This is a genomic window from Tepidibacillus sp. LV47 (assembly GCF_048381575.1).
In the GTDB taxonomy this organism is placed as follows: Bacteria; Bacillota; Bacilli; order Tepidibacillales; family Tepidibacillaceae; genus Tepidibacillus.
In genome coordinates this window covers 124811-140037 of sequence record NZ_JBLWIF010000003.1, presented here as the reverse complement: position 1 = coordinate 140037, position 15227 = coordinate 124811, and the positions used below count along the sequence as shown (strand labels likewise).

The 15227-nt window shown below is 38.2% G+C and carries 16 protein-coding genes; 15 read left to right on the top strand and 1 reads right to left on the bottom strand.

Translation table 11 applies throughout. From position 1 onward, the window contains the following. The 15 genes from ACMW72_RS05605 to ACMW72_RS05535 all read left to right on the top strand — a co-directional run bounded on the left by ACMW72_RS05605 (position 1) and on the right by ACMW72_RS05535 (position 15051). A complete protein-coding gene (locus ACMW72_RS05605) occupies positions 1-1098 on the top strand; it encodes a Glu/Leu/Phe/Val family dehydrogenase (RefSeq protein ID WP_418367862.1) in 1098 nt (365 codons plus the stop codon). Positions 1099-1151: 53 nt separating this feature from the next. Beyond that, positions 1152-2264 carry a butyrate kinase gene (buk, locus tag ACMW72_RS05600; protein WP_418367861.1) on the top strand — a complete coding sequence of 371 codons (1113 nt, stop codon included), beginning with the start codon at positions 1152-1154 and terminating at the stop codon, positions 2262-2264. Then, complete coding sequence (locus ACMW72_RS05595; protein WP_418367860.1) at positions 2254-2940, top strand: hypothetical protein; 687 nt, start codon at positions 2254-2256, stop codon at positions 2938-2940. Before buk ends, ACMW72_RS05595 begins: the two co-directional genes overlap by 11 nt. A gap of 21 nt (positions 2941-2961) precedes the next feature. Beyond that, positions 2962-3192, top strand: coding sequence for a 4Fe-4S binding protein (locus tag ACMW72_RS05590; protein WP_418367859.1), 231 nt, complete (start codon positions 2962-2964; stop codon positions 3190-3192). A gap of 18 nt (positions 3193-3210) precedes the next feature. Continuing rightward, on the top strand, positions 3211-4272 hold the full coding sequence (locus ACMW72_RS05585; protein ID WP_418367858.1) for a 3-methyl-2-oxobutanoate dehydrogenase subunit VorB: 1062 nt from the start codon (positions 3211-3213) through the stop codon (positions 4270-4272). Further along, on the top strand, positions 4272-5021 hold the full coding sequence (locus tag ACMW72_RS05580) for a thiamine pyrophosphate-dependent enzyme (RefSeq protein ID WP_418367857.1): 750 nt from the start codon (positions 4272-4274) through the stop codon (positions 5019-5021). The genes ACMW72_RS05585 and ACMW72_RS05580 overlap by 1 nt, the downstream gene beginning before the upstream one ends. Then, positions 5021-5557, top strand: a complete 537-nt coding sequence (locus ACMW72_RS05575) for a 2-oxoacid:acceptor oxidoreductase family protein (RefSeq protein WP_418367856.1) — start codon at positions 5021-5023, stop codon at positions 5555-5557. Before ACMW72_RS05580 ends, ACMW72_RS05575 begins: the two co-directional genes overlap by 1 nt. Positions 5558-5728: 171 nt before the next feature. Then, entirely contained in the window at positions 5729-7156 is a 1428-nt protein-coding gene (gene lpdA, locus ACMW72_RS05570; protein WP_418367855.1) for a dihydrolipoyl dehydrogenase, read from the top strand. Between the two features lie 94 nt (positions 7157-7250). Then, positions 7251-7985, top strand: coding sequence for a DNA/RNA nuclease SfsA (sfsA, locus tag ACMW72_RS05565; RefSeq protein ID WP_418367854.1), 735 nt, complete (start codon positions 7251-7253; stop codon positions 7983-7985). A 130-nt stretch (positions 7986-8115) separates the two neighbouring features. Then, positions 8116-9768, top strand: a complete 1653-nt coding sequence (locus tag ACMW72_RS05560; protein WP_418367853.1) for an acyl-CoA mutase large subunit family protein — start codon at positions 8116-8118, stop codon at positions 9766-9768. A gap of 17 nt (positions 9769-9785) precedes the next feature. After that, complete coding sequence (mce, locus tag ACMW72_RS05555) at positions 9786-10607, top strand: methylmalonyl-CoA epimerase (protein WP_418367852.1); 822 nt, start codon at positions 9786-9788, stop codon at positions 10605-10607. Between the two features lie 12 nt (positions 10608-10619). Continuing rightward, positions 10620-12167, top strand: coding sequence for an acyl-CoA carboxylase subunit beta (locus ACMW72_RS05550; RefSeq protein WP_418367851.1), 1548 nt, complete (start codon positions 10620-10622; stop codon positions 12165-12167). A gap of 54 nt (positions 12168-12221) precedes the next feature. After that, a complete protein-coding gene (locus tag ACMW72_RS05545) occupies positions 12222-12458 on the top strand; it encodes a hypothetical protein (RefSeq protein WP_418367850.1) in 237 nt (78 codons plus the stop codon). 24 nt (positions 12459-12482) lie between these two features. Then, positions 12483-13601 (top strand): M20/M25/M40 family metallo-hydrolase, encoded by a 1119-nt coding sequence (locus ACMW72_RS05540; RefSeq protein ID WP_418367849.1) that lies wholly within the window; start codon positions 12483-12485, stop codon positions 13599-13601. A gap of 337 nt (positions 13602-13938) precedes the next feature. Continuing rightward, positions 13939-15051: a DUF3866 family protein gene (locus ACMW72_RS05535; RefSeq protein ID WP_418367848.1), complete on the top strand. Its 1113-nt coding sequence runs from the start codon at positions 13939-13941 to the stop codon at positions 15049-15051. Here the strand turns inward: ACMW72_RS05535 and mciZ are convergent. Further along, positions 15042-15173, bottom strand: a complete 132-nt coding sequence (gene mciZ / locus ACMW72_RS05530) for a Z-ring formation inhibitor MciZ (protein WP_418367847.1) — start codon at positions 15171-15173, stop codon at positions 15042-15044. The two genes, ACMW72_RS05535 and mciZ, sit on opposite strands and share 10 nt — an antisense overlap. Positions 15174-15227: the final 54 nt, after the last annotated feature.

The window sequence follows — 15227 nt, the reverse complement described above, 5'->3', positions numbered from 1 at the left end:
ATGAAACTTTTTGACTATCTACAAAAATATGATTACGAGGAACTTATTTTTGCTCAAGATAAGGAGTCTGGATTAAAAGCGATCATTGCCATCCACGATACGACGTTAGGACCTGCTTTGGGTGGAACGAGAATGTGGACTTACGCAACTGAAGAAGATGCGATTATTGATGCATTACGTCTTGCTCGTGGAATGACTTATAAGAATGCTGCGGCAGGATTAAACCTTGGCGGTGGGAAAACCGTTATTATTGGCGATCCAAGAAAAGATAAGAGCGAAGCATTATTCCGGGCCTTTGGTCGCTATATCCAAGGACTTAATGGCCGATATATTACAGCTGAAGACGTGGGAACAACTGTTCAAGATATGGATTATATCCATCTAGAAACAGATTATGTCACTGGTATCTCTCCTGCTTTTGGAAGCAGTGGTAATCCTTCTCCTGTAACCGCTTATGGTGTTTATCGTGGGATGAAAGCGGCAGCAAAAGTGGCATTTGGAGATGATAATCTAGCAGGCAAAACGATCGCAGTACAAGGAGTAGGGAATGTTTCCTATAACCTTATTAAGTATTTACACGAAGAAGGAGCCAATATTATCGCTACCGATATTCGTGAAGAAAATGTGCAAAAAGTGGTCAAAGAATTTGGAGTAAAAGCTGTAGGCGTAAACGAAATTTATAGTGTGAAATGTGATATTTTCTCACCAAATGCTTTAGGTGCGGTAATCAATGATGATACGATACCTGTTCTCAAAGCGAAATTAATCGCCGGGGCTGCAAACAATCAATTAAAAGAAGAGCGTCATGGTGACCTACTTGAGGAAAAAGGAATTATCTATGCCCCTGATTTTGTCATCAATGCAGGAGGGGTAATCAATGTTGCCGATGAATTAAATCCAAATGGTTATAATCGCGAAAGAGCAATGAAAAAAGTAGAAATGATCTATGATAACATCTTAAAAGTTTTTGAAATTGCTGATCGTGATAAAATTCCTTCCTATCTAGCAGCCAATAGAATGGCAGAAGAAAGAATTGAACAAATGCGAAAAGTTCGAAGTAATTTCTTAAGAAAGGAAAAAAGCATTCTAAGCCGATAAGAGAAAATGTAGTATAGGGAGAAGCGTCTTCGGACGTTTCCCTTACCCTTTGAATGGAGTGTGAAGAAGTGGAACAACTCTTTCGATTATTAGTCATTAACCCAGGGTCAACCTCAACGAAATTAGCAATCTATGATAATGAAAAAGTAATTTTTACAGAAAACTTAAGGCACGAACATGACGAACTTCGATCTTTTAAAAAAGTGATCGATCAATACCAGTTTCGTAAGAATTTAATTCTGGAAGCAGTAAATCAACATGGTATCAATCTAACGAAATTAAGTGCAGTGGTTGGTCGTGGTGGTCTTCTTCGACCCATTATCGGTGGAACATACTTAGTTGATGAAGTGATGATCCGGGATTTAACAGAAGCTAAATACGGAGAACACGCCTCGAATCTAGGTGCGATCATTGCTTATGAAATTGCAAAACAATTCAATATTCCTGCTTACATTGTTGATCCGGTCGTTGTAGATGAGTTGCAACCATTAGCACGTTTTAGCGGATTACCTGAGATTGAACGTAGAAGTATCTTTCATGCATTGAATCAAAAAGCAGTCGCGAGAAAAGTAGCAAAACAGATGAACCTTGAATACCAAAAAGCCAACTTTATTGTCTGCCATATGGGTGGAGGAATTACCATTGGTGCGCATCATCATGGTAGGGTCATCGACGTGAACAATGGATTAGATGGTGAAGGACCATTTTCCCCTGAACGAACGGGAACATTACCTGTTGGCGATTTGATCTCTCTTTGTTATTCAGGTAAATATTCAGAAAGAGAAATGCGCAAAAAAGTTGTAGGGAATGGAGGATTAAGTGCTTATCTCAATACAAATAGCGCCGTGGAAGTAGAAAGGCGAATCAAAGAAGGCAATAAACAAGCAAAGCTCATTTATTCGGCAATGGCTTATCAAATCGCCAAAGAGATAGGAGCTTATAGTACCGTATTAAAAGGGAAAGTGGATGCGATTATCTTAACAGGTGGTTTGGCATATGGAAAGGAATTTGTCCAAGAAATTATCGAATATATTGATTGGATCGCACCCATTCGCGTCATTCCAGGGGAAAATGAACTTCAAGCTCTAGCAGAGGGAGCACTAAGAGTCTTAAGAGGTATAGAAGAAGTAAAACGTTATAAACAGGAGAACGTTTATGCGAAATAGACCAAGGATTACTATTTTTACTGGTCACTTTGGCAGTGGTAAGACTGAGATCTCGATTAATTTTGCTTTAAAAATAAAAGAAGAGTATGAAAAAGTGGCATTAACGGATTTAGATGTGATCAACCCTTACTTTCGTTCAAGAGAAGTAAGCTTTTTACTTGAGGAAAAAGGGATCGAATTAATTTCTCCAAAGGGGCAGTTAGCCACTGCAGATTTACCGATTGTTTCAGGTGAGATTTATCGGGTTTTACACGATCCCAACTATCATCTCATTATTGATGTAGGTGGGGATAAAGATGGAGCAACTGCTTTAGGTCAATATTTCAATGATATTAAGGATCAGGATCACCAAATGATTTTCGTTGTCAATATAAATCGACCTTATGTAAGCACGGTCGAAAGGATTTGTGAAACAATTCAAAATATCGAAAATGCTTCTCGCCTAAGAGTGACGGGATTAGTCAATAATACGAATTTAGGTCTGGAAAGTACCATCGAACATGTTCAAGCTGGATATGAAATTACAAAAGAAGTAAGCAAAAAATTAAATATCCCCTTCTTATTTAGCACGGTATCTGATCACTTAATGGAAGAAATAAAAAAACAAACCTTTAGAAATGATCTCCCAGTTATTCCGATTCATCGTTTTATGAGGTTACCGTGGGAAATCGATTGATAGATTGGAGGAACAAAAAGAATGGAAGTTCGTGTTGTTTTTAATGAGGAGATCTGTAAAGGCTGTGGCCTTTGTGTTTCTGTTTGTCCGACTGAAATCATTTTTTTAGCGGATCAGTTAAATAAAAAAGGTTATCGTCCAGCAACGGTTGTTGATCAAGACAAGTGTATAAGTTGTGCTGCTTGCGGTCGAATTTGTCCTGATGCAGTGATTACCGTTTATCGACCAACGAAAAATAAAGCAGCTTCTTAATTGAAGGGAGAGGACAAAATGGCAAAAGTATTAATGAAAGGAAATGAAGTGATTGCAGAAGCAGCAATTCATGCAGGCTGTAAATATTTTTTTGGTTACCCAATTACACCGCAAAGTGAATTGGTTGCCTATATGGCGAAACGATTACCTGAAATAGGTGGATTATTTTTACAAGCTGAAAGTGAAATTGCTGCGATTAATATGGTTTATGGCGCTGCAAGTGCAGGAGTTCGCGTTATGACTTCTTCATCTAGTCCTGGAATTAGTTTAAAACAAGAAGGGATTTCATATCTTGTTGGGTCAGAATTACCTGCTGTCATCGTCAATGTGATGCGCGGCGGTCCAGGGCTTGGCAGTATTCAACCTGCTCAATCTGATTACTTCCAAGCAACTAAAGGTGGAGGACATGGCGATTATCATATCCCCGTCTTTGCTCCAGCAAGTTTACAAGAGATAGTTGATTTAATGCAAGATGCGTTTGATGTTGCTGATCGTTATCGGACACCGGTTATATTATTGGCTGATGGAATGTTAGGACAAATGATGGAACCAGTAGAGTTTACAGAAAAACAACCTGTAGAGCTTCCGAAAAAAGATTGGGCCACAACAGGAACCAGAGGAGATGGAGGACCAAAGATTGTAAACTCTTTACGTCTTGACCCAGCTGAACTTGAAGCACATAATCATCATCTACAGAAAAAATATCAAGAAATCAAGGAAAAAGAAGTCAGATACGAAATGTATTTGACTGATGGAGCAGATTATATTGTGGTTGCTTATGGAACGGTTGCTCGAATAGTGAAAAATGCCATTCATAAAGCGCGAAAACAAGGAGTTAAGGTGGGGTTAATCCGTCCAATCTCTTTATGGCCTTATCCACAAAAACCATTTGACGAAACAAGAGAAAGGGTAAAAGCCTATTTAACTGTAGAAATGAGTGCTGGACAAATGGTAGAGGATGTTCGCCTAGCCGTAAATGGAAAATGCCCTGTTCATTTCTATGGTAGAACAGGTGGAATGGTCCCAAGTCAGGATGAAATTTATGCGAAGATTATGGAGATTGTCGGAGGTGAACAATAATGGAACTCGTGTTTAAAAAAACGACTGGTTTAACCGATACACCGACCCATTATTGCCCAGGTTGTACACATGGAATTATTCATCGTCTTATAGGAGAAGTATTGGAAGAGATGGATATTCTGGAAGATACAGTGGGTGTGGCTTCAGTTGGGTGCTCTGTTTTAGCGTATGAATATTTTAACTGTGATATGACACAAGCAGCTCACGGAAGAGCTCCTGCAGTTGCAACCGGATTGAAACGAGTATTACCGAAAGATCGTTTTGTTTTTACTTATCAAGGCGATGGAGATCTTGCTTCGATTGGTATAGGGGAGATTGTTCATGCCGCCGCACGGGGTGAAAATATTACCGTTATCTTTGTCAATAATGCGATTTATGGGATGACAGGTGGCCAAATGGCACCAACATCAATCATCGGTCAAAAGACGGCGACTTCTCCGTTAGGCCGGAATCAATCATTACAAGGTTATCCCATTCGCGTTTCTGAATTATTAGCAACATTAGATGGAACCGCTTATATTGAGCGTGTTTCCACACACGATGTTCCCAATATCATAAAAACCAAAAAAGCCATTCGCAAAGCTTTTGAAATACAGAAAAAAGGATTAGGGTTTTCGATGGTTGAGGTTCTATCCACTTGTCCCACCAACTGGGGATTAGATCCTGTTGAATCACTAAATTGGATTAAAGAGAAGATGATACCTGTTTATCCTTTAGGTGTTTTTAAAGAGAAAGAAGGTGAAAATTAATGTTGCATGAAATTATCATTGCCGGGTTTGGTGGTCAAGGAGTGATGTCAATGGGACAATTACTTGCTTATGCTGCAATGATAGAAGATAAAAATGTTTCTTGGCTTCCCTCTTATGGTCCAGAACAACGTGGCGGAACAGCGAATGTATCTGTAATTATTAGTGATGAACCAGTAGGATCACCTGTGATCACCCACCCAACAACTGCGATTGTACTAAATAAACCATCTTTTGAAAAATTTGAACCGTTAGTTATACCAGGCGGTATCTTAATTGTGAATTCTTCACTCATTGATATTCAATCAAAGCGAACAGATATAACGATTATTGAAGTGAAAGCATCCGAATTAGCGAACGAAATGGGAGAACCAAAAGTAGCCAATTCGATTATCTTAGGTGCATTTCTTGAAATCTCAAAAGCAGTCAGACCTGAATCGGTTTTAGAATCTTTAAAGAAAGTTTTACCTGAAAGAAGGTATCATTTAATTCCGCTAAATAAAGAGGCATTAAAAAGAGGGGCACAATTGGTTCATTAAAGAATTTTAGACTAGGTTTGTTTAACCAAGTCTCTTTTTTTGATTCTTATTCTTCATTTTTAATTATTTTTACTTGAGTAGTTGGATAAGCTTTAATACAATGATATTTGTAAAAATAGTAATGTTTTTTACATAAGAATAACTACGATATAGAAGGGAAGATGGTAAGAAATGTCCGAATTACAACAATTTGATGTCGCTTTTATTGGTGGCGGCCCTGGGGGATATGTTGCAGCCATTCGCGCTGCCCAACTTGGATTAAAAGTGGCCGTTGTAGAAAAAGAGCGTTTAGGCGGTACTTGTTTACATCATGGATGTATTCCAAGTAAGAGTCTTCTTCGTAGTGCTGAAATTTATCGTAATGCAAAAGAAGGAGAAGAATTCGGAATTATTGCCGAAAATGTTACGTTCAATTTTGCACAAGTTCAAGAAAGAAAACGTAAAGTTGTTGATCAGCTAACAAAAGGAATTGAACACTTGTTCAAGAAAAATAAAATTACTGTTTTTGAAGGATATGGTCGCATTATTGGTTCTCTGAGCACAGCACTTGCAAATGGGACAATCTCTGTAGAAAAAGCAAATGGGGAAAAAGAGATAATCTATGCTAAGAATGTCATTATTGCAACAGGTTCCCGTCCAAGAACATTGCCAGGTTTAAAAATTGATGGAACTTACGTGTTGACCAGTGATGAAGCATTGGAGTTGCAAGAACTTCCCAATTCAATGATTATCATTGGTGGCGGCGTAATTGGGATGGAATGGGCATCTTTACTTAATGATTTCGGGGTAGATGTTACGGTTGTTGAATTCCTACCACGTATTCTTCCATTAGAAGATGCTGACATTAGTAAAGATATGACTCGTGTAATGAAAAAGCGTAAAGTTAAAATTTATACAAGTACAGCAGTTATCCCAGAGTCTGTAAAAGTCATCGATGGGCACGTAGAACTTGAAGCAAAAAAAGGGGATCAAATCATCCAACTTTCAGCTGATAAAGTCCTCGTATCGGTTGGTCGTCTCGCAAATATCGACGATATTGGTCTTGAAAACACCAAAGTAGAAGTTGAAAGAGGCGTTATTAAAGTCAATGAATTCTACCAAACTGCTGAACCTAATGTCTATGCAATTGGTGATGTCATAGGTGGTTTACAATTGGCTCATGTTGCTTCTCACGAGGGGATTATTGCTGTAGAACACATAGCAGGAAAAGATCCTCATCCAATGGACTACTTGGCAGTTTCTAAATGCACGTTTACAAATCCCGAAGTAGCTAGCGTAGGGATGACTGAAGATGAAGCAAAAGAAAAAGGCTATGACGTAAAAGTAGGTAAGTTTCAATTTAGAGGAATCGGTAAAGCTCTTGTCCATGGTGAAGTAGACGGTTTTGTTAAAATAGTTGCTGATAAAAAGACCAATGAGGTACTTGGGGTTCATATGATTGGGCCTCATGTAACTGATATGATCACGGAAGCTGGATTAGCAAAAGTCTTAAAAGCGACACCATGGGAAATTTCTCATACCATTCATCCACATCCAACCTTATCTGAAGCAGTATTAGAAGCGGCTTTGGATGTAGACGGAAAAGCCATTCATGCTTAGTTTAAACAGGAAAATTGAAGCGATCTCCGACGTTTAGGGGATCGTTTCTTTTTTGAACATAAAAAAACTTAAATGAAGTCAAAGGGGAGTTATCATGAAAACATTTAATGCTATTTCTATTCCTTTTTCAGTTCCGCTTCAAAAAGCTAGATTTATTGAACGGCCCAATCGATTTCTTGTCCGTTGTAAATTAGAAAATAATGGCGAGGTCGTAGAAGCTCATTTAGCTGATCCTGGACGAATGAAGGAACTTCTTGTTCCAGGCCTAGTCATTTGGATTCGCCCGGAAAGTAAACCAAAGCGTAAAACCAATTGGACTGCTGTTCTTTGCCAAACCAATGATAGAGATGGATTTGTTTCTCTTGATTCTTTCTTGCCCAATCAACTGATTGGAAAAGCTCTAGCAAAGAAAGCTATTGAAGAATTGAACGAATGGACTTTGGTGCGGCCAGAATTTAAGATGGGGGATTCGCGATGGGACTTTTTATTAGAAAAAGAAAATGGGAAAAAGCTAATCGTAGAAGTAAAAAGTGTGACGTTAGTAGAGAATGGCATAGGTCTTTTTCCTGATGCAGTAACCAAAAGAGGGGCAAGACATGTAAATGAGCTCAGTCACATTGCCTCATCTATGCCTGATTATGAAGCGGCCATTTTATTTGTAGCACAGCGGGAAGATATCATCCAAATCCAACCCGCACGATCTATCGATCCTATTTTCGCTGATGCGTTAGATACGGCAAAGAAATCAGGAGTGAAAATTCTGGGACGGAAATGTCATATTACTCTTGATGGAATTACATTAGGGGAACCTGTTTTTGTTTATATTTAATTTTTTATTTATATTTCTTTTTGTAATTTTTATTCTCGACAAAAAAGGAAAATTTTCATCGCGAATAGAATATAAATAATATTAAAATTTTTTTGAAAATATATATAATTCTAATTAGGGGGGATTGAATATGGAGGAACATAGATTTGAGGATCGATATCAAGAATGGAGACAAAAAACAGAAAAATTAATAAACAAAGTTCCAGAAAGAAAAGAAAAGTTTGAAACAAGTTCTAAAATTCCTATAGAAAGGCTCTATCTTCCTGAGCAACTAACAGAGAGCTATATTGAAAAACTAGGCTTTCCTGGAGAATATCCCTATACTCGGGGAATCCAACCAACAATGTATCGTGGCCGATTATGGACAATGAGGCAATACGCAGGGTTTTCTACAGCAGAAGAGTCGAATCAACGTTATAAATATTTATTACAACAAGGTCAAACAGGATTAAGTGTTGCTTTTGATTTGCCTACACAAATTGGTTATGACTCAGATGATCCACATGCAACAGGTGAAGTTGGAAAAGTAGGAGTAGCGATTGATTCCTTAAAAGATATGGAAATTCTTTTTCAAGATATTCCTTTAGATAAAGTAAGCACATCAATGACCATCAATGCTCCTGCAGCCATTCTTTTAGCGATGTATATTGCTGTCGCTGAAAAGCAAGGGGTTTCACCAAAGGTGCTCTCTGGAACGATTCAAAACGATATCTTAAAGGAATATATTGCAAGAGGTACATATATCTTTCCACCTAAACCTTCAATGAGACTCATTACGGATATATTTCAATATTGTGCGACTGAATTACCAAAATGGAACACCATCAGCATTAGCGGCTATCACATTCGTGAAGCTGGATCAACCGCCGTTCAAGAAGTTGCTTTTACTCTTGCTAACGCGATTGCATATGTGGAAAGTGCGATTCAAGCAGGTTTACAAGTTGACGATTTTGCACCTCGATTAGCCTTTTTCTTTAATGCTCATAATCAATTTTTCGAAGAAATTGCCAAATTCCGTGCAGCTAGAAGAATTTGGGCTAAGATTATGAAAGAACGTTTTCATGCTCAAAATCCAAAATCGATACAACTTCGCTTCCATACCCAAACAGCGGGTTCTACATTAACAGCACAACAACCAGATAACAATATTGTCCGTGTAGCTCTTCAAGCACTTGCTGCTGTTTTAGGCGGAACTCAAAGCCTGCATACGAATTCTAGAGATGAGGCATTAGCTTTACCAACAGAATTATCTGCCCGCATTGCCCTTCGTACGCAACAGATTATTGCTTATGAAACAGGTGTTACTGATACCGTGGATCCTTTAGGAGGATCATATTATATTGAAGCTTTAACCGATTCGATTGAAAAAGAGGTTTGGACTTACTTAGAAAAGATCGATGAACTAGGTGGAGCTGTAGCAGCGATCGAACAAGGGTATATTCAGCGTGAAATTCATAAGGCTGCATATGATTACCAGCGAGATATTGAAGCGGGTAAGCAAACGATTGTTGGATTAAACGCTTTTAAGGTTGAAGATGACGTAAAACCTGAAATTTATCGGGTTGATCCAAAAGTGGGTGAAAGACAAGCACAAAAATTAAAAGAATTGCGGGAAACAAGGGACAACGCAAGTGTAAATCAAAGGTTATTGGAGTTAAGTCAAGCAGCAAAAACCGACGAAAATCTTATGCCTTATATCTTAAATGCTGTTAAAGCGTATGCTACACTTGGTGAAATAACCAACGTATTACGAGAAGTTTTTGGGGAATATCGACCAAGTTAAGGAAAAGGGGGAGTACAATGAATAAAACGATAAGAGTTTTAATCGCAAAACCGGGTTTAGATGGGCATGATCGGGGAGCGCTCGTGATTGCTCAAGGATTGCGTGATGAAGGAATGGAAGTGATCTATACTGGTCTAAGACAAACTCCAGCGCAAATTGTAGCCACTGCAATTCAAGAAGATGTGGATTGTATTGGACTTTCAATTCTATCTGGTGCTCATAATGAATTATTCCCAGAAGTTATGAAACTTCTTAAAGAAAATCAAGCCGACGATATCTTAGTGATCGGGGGCGGAGTCATTCCAGATGAAGATATATCTTTCTTGAAAGAGCATGGAATTGCAGAAATATTTACACCAGGTACATCAATAAAGGAGATTGCTGATTTTATTCGCACAAATATTGAAGAAAAAATTAACAAACAATCTAGACCGGCCTCAGTTAATAAAATTGATCATATCGGAATAGCAGTCAAGAATTTAGATAATGTCATTCCCTTTTATAAAGATATTCTTGGGCTTACCTACCTTGGGATGGAAGAGGTAAAAGACGAAGGAGTGAAAATTGCATTTTTTGAAATTGGTGGAATAAGGATCGAACTTCTTGAAGCATTACATCAGGAAAGTCCAATCTATAAACATATCGAAAAAAGAGGTGAAGGGATTCACCATCTTGCTTTTGAAGTTGAGAATATCACTGAACAATTTTCTCGATTACGACAAAGACAAATTTCACTTTTGCAAGATCATCCAAAAAATGGAGCACATGGAACAAAAGTTGGCTTTATTCATCCAAAATCATCATACAAGGTCTTAATTGAACTTTGTGAAAAGAGTTAAGGGGGAAAAAGTATGTTAAGCAAGATTGAAGAGTTAGAAAGAAGAAGAAGCAAGGTTGAATTAGGCGGGGGTCAAAAGCGAATTGACGCGCAACACGAAAAAGGGAAATTAACGGCAAGAGAGAGAATCGAACTTCTATTAGATGAAGGAACATTTGTAGAACTAAATCCTTTTATAGAGCATCGGGGTACTCATTTTGGCATGGATAAAATGGAGGCACCAGGTGAAGGGGTTGTCACAGGTTATGGGAAGATCAATGGGCGTGGTGTATATGTTTTTGCTCAGGATTTCACAGTCTTTGGCGGGGCTTTGGGAGAGATGCATTCTAAAAAAATCACAAATATTATGGATTTAGCAGCAAAAAATGGCTGCCCAATAATTGGACTTAATGATTCTGGCGGAGCAAGAATCCAAGAAGGAGTCGTTTCATTAGATGCTTATGGCCAAATCTTTTATCGGAATTCCATCTATTCTGGAGTGGTACCTCAGATTTCTGTGATTATGGGGCCAAGTGCAGGAGGAGCTGTTTATTCACCGGCAATTACTGATTTTGTTTTTATGGTTGAAAATACAAGCAAAATGTTCATTACTGGGCCAAAAGTAATCGAAACTGTGACCGGTGAAAAAATTAGTGCTGAGGATTTAGGGGGAGCCAAAGTTCATTCGACGATTAGTGGAAATGCTCACTTTATTGCACCATCCGAGCCGGAGGCTTTAGAACTTGTTCGCCAACTTTTAAGTTACCTTCCTCAAAATAACCTTGAAGACCCTCCACGTATACCTGTTAAAGAGGAAGATGACGACGGATGGTGTGAAGAACTGATCAATGTTGTACCCATTTCACAAACAAAAGTTTATGATATTCGCAATGTGATCGAATTAGTTGTTGATGATGGAGAATTTATGGAGGTCCATGCGAATTTTGCAAAAAATGTGGTCGTTGGTTTTGCAAGAATAGGCGGACAAAGTGTTGGAATTGTTGCGAATCAGCCGAAAGTAATGGCTGGTGGATTGGATATTGATTCTTCAGATAAATTAGCTCGATTTGTTCGTACTTGTGACGCTTTTAATATTCCACTTATTACATTTGTTGACGTAACAGGATTTTTCCCAGGTGTTAACCAGGAGCATGGTGGAATTATTCGTCACGGTGCAAAGATTCTATATGCCTATTCAGAAGCTACGGTTCCTAAAATCTCTGTCATTGTTCGAAAAGCCTACGGAGGTGCCTATGTTGCTTTGAATAGTAAGTCGATTGGTGCCGATCTCGTTTTCGCATGGCCAAATGCTGAAATTGCAGTGATGGGGCCTGAAGGGGCAGCCAATATTATCTTTAGCAAAGAAATTGAAGAAAGTGAAGATCCTGTTGCCACAAGAGCACAGAAAATTGCTGAATATCGGGAGAAATTTGCCAATCCTTATGTTGCCGCAGCTATGGGAATGGTGGATGATGTTATTGATCCAAGAGAAACGAGAAAAAAATTAAAACAATCGTTAGAGATGTTAAAGAATAAAAAAGAAACAAGACCACCAAAAAAACATGGCAATATTCCACTTTAAAAAAAGCTTGGCCGATTGTCAAATCCAATCTATTTAGGGAAGAGGGTGTTCCATTTGTTAGATAATCAATTATATATTCTTCTAAAAAAGAAAAATAACATAGAATTACTTCAAGAGCTTTTCCCCAAAAAAAAGATTCCTTTGATCGAAAATGACCATGAAGATACGACTTGGAGAAAGTTTAATCTTCAGCAGCAAATGATGAATCGAAATACCTTACATGTTCATACCATCAGATCAGAATGGTTTTTGAAAGACCTCCATGATAAAATGAACTATATGCGCGGTTAAACTTTAACATGGAGGTATAAAACGTTGGTCCAACAAGATAGACTTGTTAAAGAATTTATAGAGCTTGTTAAAGTGGATAGCGAAACAGGAAATGAAAGAGCAATTGCTGACCTTTTAAAACAGAAGTTCTTCGAGCTTGGTTTGCAAGTTGTTGAAGACGATTCGATGCAAAGAACAGGGCATGGTGCAGGTAATTTGGTGATGACGATGGAAGCAACTTCTGGCAAGGAGAATCATCCTGTCATCTATTTTACTTCTCATATGGATACGGTAACACCTGGGAAATCGATTCATCCATCGATTCAAGGTGACGTCATTGTCTCTGATGGTACGACAATTTTAGGAAGTGATGATAAAGCAGGAATTGCAGCGATGTTAGAAGCAATCAGAGTGGTGAATGAACAACAGATTCCTCACGGTAAGGTTCAATTTTTAATTACGGTTGGTGAAGAATCTGGATTAAAAGGTTCTCACCACCTACAAAAAGAGTTACTTGAAGCAGAATATGGTTATGCCCTAGATAGTAACGGTCCTGTTGGAGATATTATCGTGGCTGCACCTACACAAGCAAAAATTCATGTGATTGTTAAAGGCAAATCAGCACATGCTGGCGTCAATCCGGAAGATGGCATAAGTGCCATTCAAGTGGCCAGTCATGCCATCTCAATGATGAAGTTAGGGAGAATTGATTCTGAAACGACAGCAAACATCGGCAAGTTCCAAGGAGGTACAGCCACCAATATCGTTTGTGATCAAGTTGAGATTTTTGCCGAAGCGAGAAGTTTAGTAGACGAAAAAATGTTAAAACAAGTGGAACATATGCGTAAAGTGTTTGAAGATGCTGCTGCTAAATTCTTAGCAACTGTCGATTTCAATTATGAAATCATGTATCCTGCCTTTCGTTTTCAAGAAGATCATCCACTTGTTATAAAAGCAATAGAAGCAATTACTGAGATTGGTAGAACTCCAAGAATTCTTGCCAGTGGTGGGGGGAGTGATGCCAATGTGATTAATGGGTATGGCATCCCGACCATCAATCTAGGGATTGGCTATGAAAATATTCATACCACGAAGGAAAAAATGCCGATTCGTGAATTAGTCAAGACGGCAGAATTAGTGATTTCGTTAATGAAACAAAATTGAAAGAAAAAATCGATATATGATAAAGGCCTTGGTGTATAAGTAACCAAGGTTTTTTTTTTAACGTTTTAGAAAATATAAGATTTTGGGCGCAATAGCTCCCTTATCCCTAATAAGCTTGGTTTGTATGATTCTATTAGCGCGACTTTAGCGAGCGAGCTTTCCCTCCAACCGTTTATTCAAGGAAATCCATAAGGTTAGGAGCGCGTTAGAATTTTGCAATATATATTAATACTCCATAAGCGTAAGGCTTCTTATTCATTATTTGATAAATGCACTGGCTCTATTCTTTGGAATGGAATCAGGAAAATATTCATATGCTGAAAAGGGGGGGATGAGGATGATCATATGGGGAAAGGGAAAAGTGGCGGAAATACTTGAGGAAACCGACAAGATTCAGATTGTAAAAATCCAAACTAAAGATAAAGAAGGAAAAGCCATTTATTATTTGCAATTCGGGGATCCCTTAAAAATAGGTGATCAAGTGATTCTTAATCAAACAGCAACCCATCTCCAGTTAGGTACTGGTGGGTATGATTTTGTCGTCATTCCTATTAAAAAAAAAGAACAGATTATTTTTACCAACAATCAACAAGTTGGTCATATTATGAAACTTCGTTATACCCCTTATCAATTTTCGGTAATGTCCTGTGAGGAACAATCAAGCCCTTATCATGATCTATTTACTGAACCAAAGTCACTAGAAGGGCTACCTGTTCTCATTGGTGAATTACATAGTATGTTACCGATTGTGACCACGATCATTCGACAGTTAGAAATACAAGATCATCATATCCCACGAAAAATTGTGTATATTATGACAGATGGTGCTTCCCTTCCCCTTTCGCTGAGTCAGCATGTTACCATCTTAAAGGAGAAAAAATGGTTGGATTATACGATTACCATCGGCCATGCTTTTGGGGGCGATCTTGAAGCGATCAACATCTATACGGGATTAATCGCAGCAAAATATATTTTACATGCAGATATTGTTGTAGTATTAATGGGGCCTGGCGTTGTCGGTACGGGAACATGGTTAGGATATACAGGTGTTGAACATGGAGAAATCATTAATGCAGTCAATATTTTAAAAGGTTATCCCATTTCAATCATCCGTGCGAGTGAAAAAGATCAACGCTTAAGGCATCATGGGATTAGCCACCATAGTATTACAGCCTTAAAAACGATCAGCTTAACTTCTAGTGTCGTTCCTTATCCTGAATGGTTGGAAAAAGATTATCCCAATATATTTGATTTATTGAGAGAATTTGCATTAACAAAACACAAACTTATTCCAATTAGACTTCAAAGAAAAGATGTGGTTAAGATGATTCAGCAATACCCAATACCGATTACGACAATGGGACGTACAGTGATAGATGATCCGTTATTTTTTGATTTCGTTGCTAGTGCTGCTTACTTTGCACATCAATATCAGAAACATTATTCATAGCGAAACTTACTTAAATACTCTTTTACCGTTAAATGGGATTGGGAAAGCTCCCGTAGTTTCGCTTTAATTTCCCAAGCTTTTCCGACGATCTTCAGTTGATTTTTATTTCTATATACTTTCATATGGAAACCTCCTAGGATAAAATGATAGATGATTATTACTTAGTTAGATCATAT